Origin of the sequence: Nostoc sp. UIC 10630, assembly GCF_010747425.1 — a bacterium.
In the GTDB taxonomy this organism is placed as follows: domain Bacteria; phylum Cyanobacteriota; class Cyanobacteriia; order Cyanobacteriales; family Nostocaceae; genus Nostoc.
The window spans coordinates 1-6,449 of the sequence record NZ_JAAGOG010000320.1 but is presented as its reverse complement, the minus strand read 5'-3'; the positions used below and the strand labels follow the sequence as shown (position 1 = coordinate 6,449).

4 protein-coding genes are annotated in these 6,449 nt (G+C 39.3%); all 4 read right to left on the bottom strand.

What is annotated here, in order from left to right:
• Positions 1 to 34 precede the first annotated feature (34 nt).
• The 4 genes from rnhA to G1O98_RS36175 all read right to left on the bottom strand — a co-directional run bounded on the left by rnhA (position 35) and on the right by G1O98_RS36175 (position 6,131).
• Positions 35 to 943 (bottom strand): ribonuclease HI, encoded by a 909-nt coding sequence (rnhA, locus tag G1O98_RS36190; protein WP_163939001.1) that lies wholly within the window; start codon positions 941 to 943, stop codon positions 35 to 37.
• A 174-nt stretch (positions 944 to 1,117) separates the two neighbouring features.
• On the bottom strand, positions 1,118 to 2,431 hold the full coding sequence (locus G1O98_RS36185; protein ID WP_175587005.1) for an aromatic amino acid transport family protein: 1,314 nt from the start codon (positions 2,429 to 2,431) through the stop codon (positions 1,118 to 1,120).
• 225 nt (positions 2,432 to 2,656) lie between these two features.
• Positions 2,657 to 4,168, bottom strand: a complete 1,512-nt coding sequence (locus G1O98_RS36180; RefSeq protein ID WP_163938999.1) for an ATP-binding protein — start codon at positions 4,166 to 4,168, stop codon at positions 2,657 to 2,659.
• 7 nt (positions 4,169 to 4,175) lie between these two features.
• Entirely contained in the window at positions 4,176 to 6,131 is a 1,956-nt protein-coding gene (locus G1O98_RS36175; RefSeq protein ID WP_163938998.1) for a histidine kinase dimerization/phosphoacceptor domain -containing protein, read from the bottom strand.
• Between the last annotated feature and the right edge of the window lie 318 nt (positions 6,132 to 6,449).

Here is a 6,449-nt window from a genome sequence, read left to right as displayed (position 1 = left end):
CCCCTGCTCCCTTCCCCCTGCCCCTGCCCATTTCCTACTCCTCTTCACCTCCTACTTGATCCCCGCGTTCCAGTTCCCAAAGAATTTGATTTCCTTCACGGCGTACCCGTGACACTATCCAGTTTCGCCAGCGCCATTGATCTCCCCGACTGGTAACAGCGCTGGCGTGGACATCCATCAAGTCTGCTAACTCAGAACTGGTGATTAAATAGCCTTTTTCTGAAATTTCGTCAGCGATACGCAGAGTTTCGACCAAGCTGCGGAGTTGCGAAACCCTCATTTCTGCCGGTTTTTCATCGATAGTGGCCGCAGTAGGCCCAGTTGATGGTTCCATAACGGTTATTTCTAGTGCAGAAGTACTGATTTCTTGGTGACTTTGGTTAATTATTCGAGACTTTTTTTCATAATCAGCTACTTTTGCTACATTTAGTTCATTTGTGGAAGGTAAAGATTTATAAAAATTTGTAGAAGTGAATTGTTGTAGCGAAGGGATTTTGCCACTAGCATAAGTGCGAGCGATCGCATCACAACGTTCGTTACCTATGTTACCAGAATGTCCCCTGACGTGTTGCCATTTTACCTGTTGGGTATTGAGTTCATCAAGAGTTTCCAAAAGCTCTTGGTTTTGGACGGGTTTACCATCTGACTTTTTCCAGCCTTTCTTTTTCCAGCCTTTCACCCACTTGGTTACGCAGTTAATTAGGTATTCGCTATCGGTATGAAGGGTGATTGGTTGGGCTTGTTGAGATGTTTGCAGAAATTGGAGGGCTGCGATCGCAGCTTGCATTTCCATTTTATTATTGGTGGTATGAGGCGATGCATCGCCCATTTCGTGGATTGAGCCATCGCTAAAGTAGACGACAACTCCCCAACCACCAGGGCCAGGGTTCCCGGTGCAAGCACCATCGGTGTATATACTTTGAATTGTGGGTTGAGTGGACATGGTTTAGGATATCGAACCGCAAAGGACGCAAAGCCAAGAGTGATTAGCGGCGAATTTTTGTAAAGAATATCCAGGTTATTATACTGGTTAGCATTCCAGTAACAATGCTTTATAAAAAGGCTGTTGTGACGAAAAATGATTTTTTGCTATTGGGTGGGTATTGAGCAGATGGTTTTACTCTGTGTAAATTACTAGAATTTGTCTTCCCATCATGGTTAATGCCACTCCAATCATCGCAATAAGTGTCAATTTTCCACCAGGAACGAGTGGTTGATTTGTGCTATCTGAGTTTTCTTGTTCTTGACGTTGCTTCCAACTCATTAACGCCGGAATTATTCCACCCAAAACTGAGATACTGAACGTTCCAGTGTAATCTAGAGCAGTAAAAAAGATGCTGGGATTGAGCGTTCCGAGAGTCATCGGCGGGAAAAGAACCAGTGAATAGAGAGGGAAACGGCTAGAAAGCTTGCTCTGTGGAAGAAAAATATCTCCGAACAAATCAAGCAATCCATATACAAATCCAATGAATGATGTGACGATCGCAAACTCTGAAAAAATAGATACTAGAACTCCTAACCATTCTCCCGCACCGCCTGCTCGGAGAATTTGCAGTGGGTCAAAAACAGTTCCACCATCAGATGAGTCATATCGCATATCAGGACTGACGCTTCCTAAAATTACGGCATTCCACGCCAAGAACATAATTAGAGGAATCACAGAACCAATTAAGATAGACTGACGAATTTTGCCGGCATCTCCTTCGAGTTGCGTCACAACTAATGGCACAACGTTTTGGAAAAATAGCGCCACAGACATCACTGAAATAGCACTACCCAGGGCACTCCAGTTCTGAAATAAGAGTTGGGCACTCTGAATGTGCCTTCCTGCGAAAAACAATAATACCAAAAAAGACACGATAACAATTCCGACAAAGGCACTGTTTAATTTCTCAATAAACTTTTCTCGCCCAAGATACATGATGCCACCAAATAACAGTGTGAAAGTCGTTGTGCCCATCCACGTCGGTAATATCTGCACACTCCAGATTTTTGCCGCCGCATATCCTAAAATCTCTCCACCTTGGGTGATGTATGCCACCAAGAGAGCATAATGCATAAATAAATATGCACCGCCAGCCATTTGCGCTCCCAGCTTACCAAGGATTTTCTCAACAACTCCCAAAAAACCTATGCTTACACGCCCTTCTGTTCGCATCGTGTTTAAGGTAACTTCTGCAACCAATAACCCTGAAACTAAAGCGTAGAGCCAAACAGCAATCAGTCCAGATGTGGATGGTACAATACCAGACGGCAGAGTAACGGCTGGTAGGGCGAGAATTCCAGCCCCAACAGTGGTTCCCGCAATCAATGCAGTACTCCCCAATACACTACCCGGTTGATGATTAAGCTTTTTTCCATCAAATTCAAGATGAGAAAACAACCGAGTGACTTGCTCTGAATCTTTGAGAACAGTCTCTATGGGAAGCATACTAAATACCCGTACATAAACCCGATTAACAATACTAGCATCTGGAAATATTCTTCGCAAAAACACTGATCTTGCTATTTTTTCAGAGAAATTTTAGCGAAAAAGAAGCGATCGCCATTTCATCGTTAACACAACTTTTTGTACAGAAGTGTAATTTGTAGTACTGAAAAAAGCAGGGGAAAAGGCTATTTCATAATCAATTTGATTCTCAAAAGGAAACGACCTCTAGCTTTCTCTTGAGCTATCAGAATTTAAAGGCAAAATTACTGTAAATGTAGTACCAACTCCAATTTGACTTGTAACACTAATTTTACCCCTGTGAGCATCAACGCACCTTTTAACGATTACTAACCCTAACCCAGTACCCTTAATTGATTGGACATTTGAACCTCGGTAAAATGATTCAAAAAGTCTAGCTTGATCTGCTTCTGGAATGCCCATACCTTGATCTTGAATATAAAAAATTGCTATCTTCTCAATTGGATCGCATATTAAATTAAACTCAATCTTGCCACCCCTTGGAGAATATTTAATCGCATTTGAGAGGAGATTTCCGAACATATAATTTAACAGTCCTTCATCCATTACAGCGTCAGTGCGATCGCTATGACAGGTAAAAACAATTTCACACACGCTACTTTCAACAAGAGAAAAATCTTTGATTAACTCTAGACAGAATTGCTCTAAGTTAAGTGGAGCAGGGTTATATACCAGTTTTTTTGCCTCCGCTCGACCCACAAACAGCACTTCTTCCATGAGTTTTTCCATAGACTGCACAGCACTTTGAATTCGCTTTAAATAAATTCCTCTTTTTACATCTGTCAAATTTGCTCCTTTCATCTCTATAAGCTCTACTGCCGTTTGAATAACAGTCAGAGGATTACGGAACTCATGAGATACGGTAGAGATAAATAAAGACTTGAGACGGTTAAGTTCTTGCTCCTTTTCTAATGCTTTCTCTAGCACTTTTGTTTGGCGGTGATCGCTAAGATCCCAGAAAACAACTACTACACCATTTATTTTATCTGGTCCTCCCTTCAGTGGCGAAGCACTATCACCAATTGGAACTCTTTTTCCGTCTCTTCTAATCAGAGATGTGAATTCTTCTAAATAAACAACCTGCTGTTCGCGCAGCACTTTTGTCACTGGGTTTTCTAATATAGTATCTGTAGTTTCATCGACAATATGAAAAATATTCGCTGCCTCATTTCCTAAAGCATCTTTTTGCTGCCAGCCAGTCAGTACCTCAGCTGCGGGATTCATAAATGTCACATTTCCCTGCTCATTTGTAGCAATTACAGCATCGCTTATTGAGTTTAAAAGGGTTGCCAACTGATCTCGATTCTGCCGTAGTTCACGCTCTAACTGGTGTTTTAAAAGACCGATTTCAATTGCTATCTTTAAATCTTTTGTAGTAAATGGTTTAACAATGTATCCAAAAGGTTGGGTAATTTTGGCTCTTTCTAAAGTATTATTATCACCATAAGCAGTTAAAAATATTACAGGAACGTCTAACTGCTCGCGAATATGGCTGGCAGTAGCAATACCGTCCATTTCACCTTTAAGAATAATATCCATTAATACTAACTCTGGTTGAGTTTCCAATGCCTTAGCAATGGCAACTCTTCCAGATGAAGCTGTTCCTGTAACAACGTAACCTAGTTGACTAAGTTGGCTAGCAATAGCCCTAGCCACAATCACTTCATCTTCAACAACTAAAATCCTAGCTTGACCCATTTGATATTTACTGATGCAAAGTTAACTGCTTAAATTTGATTTTGAATCCTGTTCCATGATTACGTTCTAGGGTGATGTTGCCTTCTAGCTGTTCTGTAACCAAGTCATATACTAATGACAGTCCCAAAGAATCAGTATTTGTCCAATCTAAATTAGCTGGTAAACCAATTCCATTATCTTGGATAGTCATCTCGATACTATTATTGATATTGCGTAGAGCAATACTGATTGTACCTACTTGTTGATTCGGAAAAGCGTGCTTGAGAGCATTGGAGATTAATTCGTTAATAACCAATCCGCAGGCAATAGCTTGATCGACATTCAAATTCACTGAATCTATATCAGTTTCTAGAGTAATTCTATCAGGCCATATTTGATAGGAAATTAGCAGGCTTGCTGCTAAATTACTTATATAATCGGCAACATCAATCTGCCCAATATTAGCAGAAGTATACAAATTTTTATGAATTAAAGATATTGACTCAATTCGGTTTTGACTTTCTCGAAGAACTTTGATGGCTTCAGGATCTTTGAGTGTTTGAGACTGAAGTTGTAATAAACTAGAGACAATTTGCAAATTATTTTTAACTCGGTGATGAACTTCCTTTAACAGAACTTCTTTTTCAGCTAAGGCATTTTTTAATTTGACTTGAGCCTTTTGTCTTTGAGCAAGTTCAGTCTGAGCTTGCTCAAAGATGCTGGATTGTTGAATTGCGATCGCTAATTGGACTGTCACTTGATCGAGCAAATCTAATTGATTTTTTTCCCACTCACGAAAACCAGAGCATTGGTGAGCAATTAGTAAACCCCAAAGGTGAGAGCCAGGGTTTTGAGAACTTACTTCTAGTAAAATGGGTACAACTAAATTTGCTTTGACTTCAAATTGTTCTAATAAGCGAATATGACAGTCAGTTAGTCCAGCTTCATAAATATTAGCGATCGCTCGTTTGTTTACTTGGTAATACTCCGCTCCTTTGCCTGTTTGAAAACACGTATCATAAATCTCTACCCCCAAAGAAACTCTCCATCCAGGTTCTACTGACTCCGCCATGATTGTGCCGATCATTTCTGAGTCAAACTGATAAACTACTACTCGATCAACCCCAAGTAAATCTCGCACTTCTTGAACTGTTGCATTCAAAATATCTTGGAGATTCAAAGATTGACGAATTCGTTGAGCAACAGTTCGCATCAATTGCTCCCGTTCAGCTTGACTTTTTAGAGCCAGTTCAGTTCGCTTGCGCTCCGTGATATCTTGACCAATAGTGATAATTTGACCATTTGCAAGTTTAACGTTTGTCCAAGATGTATCTAATAAATCACCATCCCGAAGCTGAGTTCTGAAGTCAGCCCAATTGTGTTGTGCAGACTGCATAAAATTAATCACATCCTGTCGATACTCAGCATTAGGATATAATGCTTCCAAAACATCACCAGCTTGGAAGTCTTTAAATTTCCAGCCTAAAACACTTTCCCACTCTTGGTTTACCCACTGAAGTTTAACATTGGTATCAATAAGTGCAATCATCAATGGTATACTCTCAAAAATTCTCCGCAAAAATTCATTTTGCTCTTGAAGTTTTCTTTCTATTCGTTTGTGTTCTGTAATGTCTCGGATATTAACTAACCTAGCATTATAATTGGCATAGTTTATTGTATGCGTGACAACTTCAACATCAAGAATCTGCCCGTCTTTTCGCCGATGTAGCCATTGTCCAGAAAAGTGCAAATTAGTGTGTTTTTTTCCTAAATCTTCTCTGAAGATAGGCACATTTTCTGGAGGAAAAATGTCAGTTATTCGCATTTGCAAAAATTCTTCTCGTGAGTAGCCGTAGTGGATAACAGCAGCTTCATTGACATCTAGAAATTGCAGATTATTCTGGTTATATATCCACATTGGGTTAGGATTTTTAGAGAAAAGAAGTACTTCTAGCCGTTGGCTTTCATTTTCAGGAAATAGCATTAGTGGTTGTGTAAAAAAGTTTTGAAAAATACCAGACTTAATTTGCTCAAATCTCAAAATAAAATTAACAGAACTTACGCATTTAAAACCTTAAACCCAGATGCTTGTGTACTCTCGAATGCTTTTTTAGCATCTCCTTTTGGAAGAAGATCGCAGTATATTTATTTCTTTTGATGCTAATAAGATGACTTTTAGCACATCCTCTAAATTCTAATTAAAGGTTTTTAAAAATTGCAAATAAAAATCGTTTTTTCCTAACTATTAGTAATGCAATATTAAATTATCTAAATCCATATTCATATTAAATAAGCATTTTAT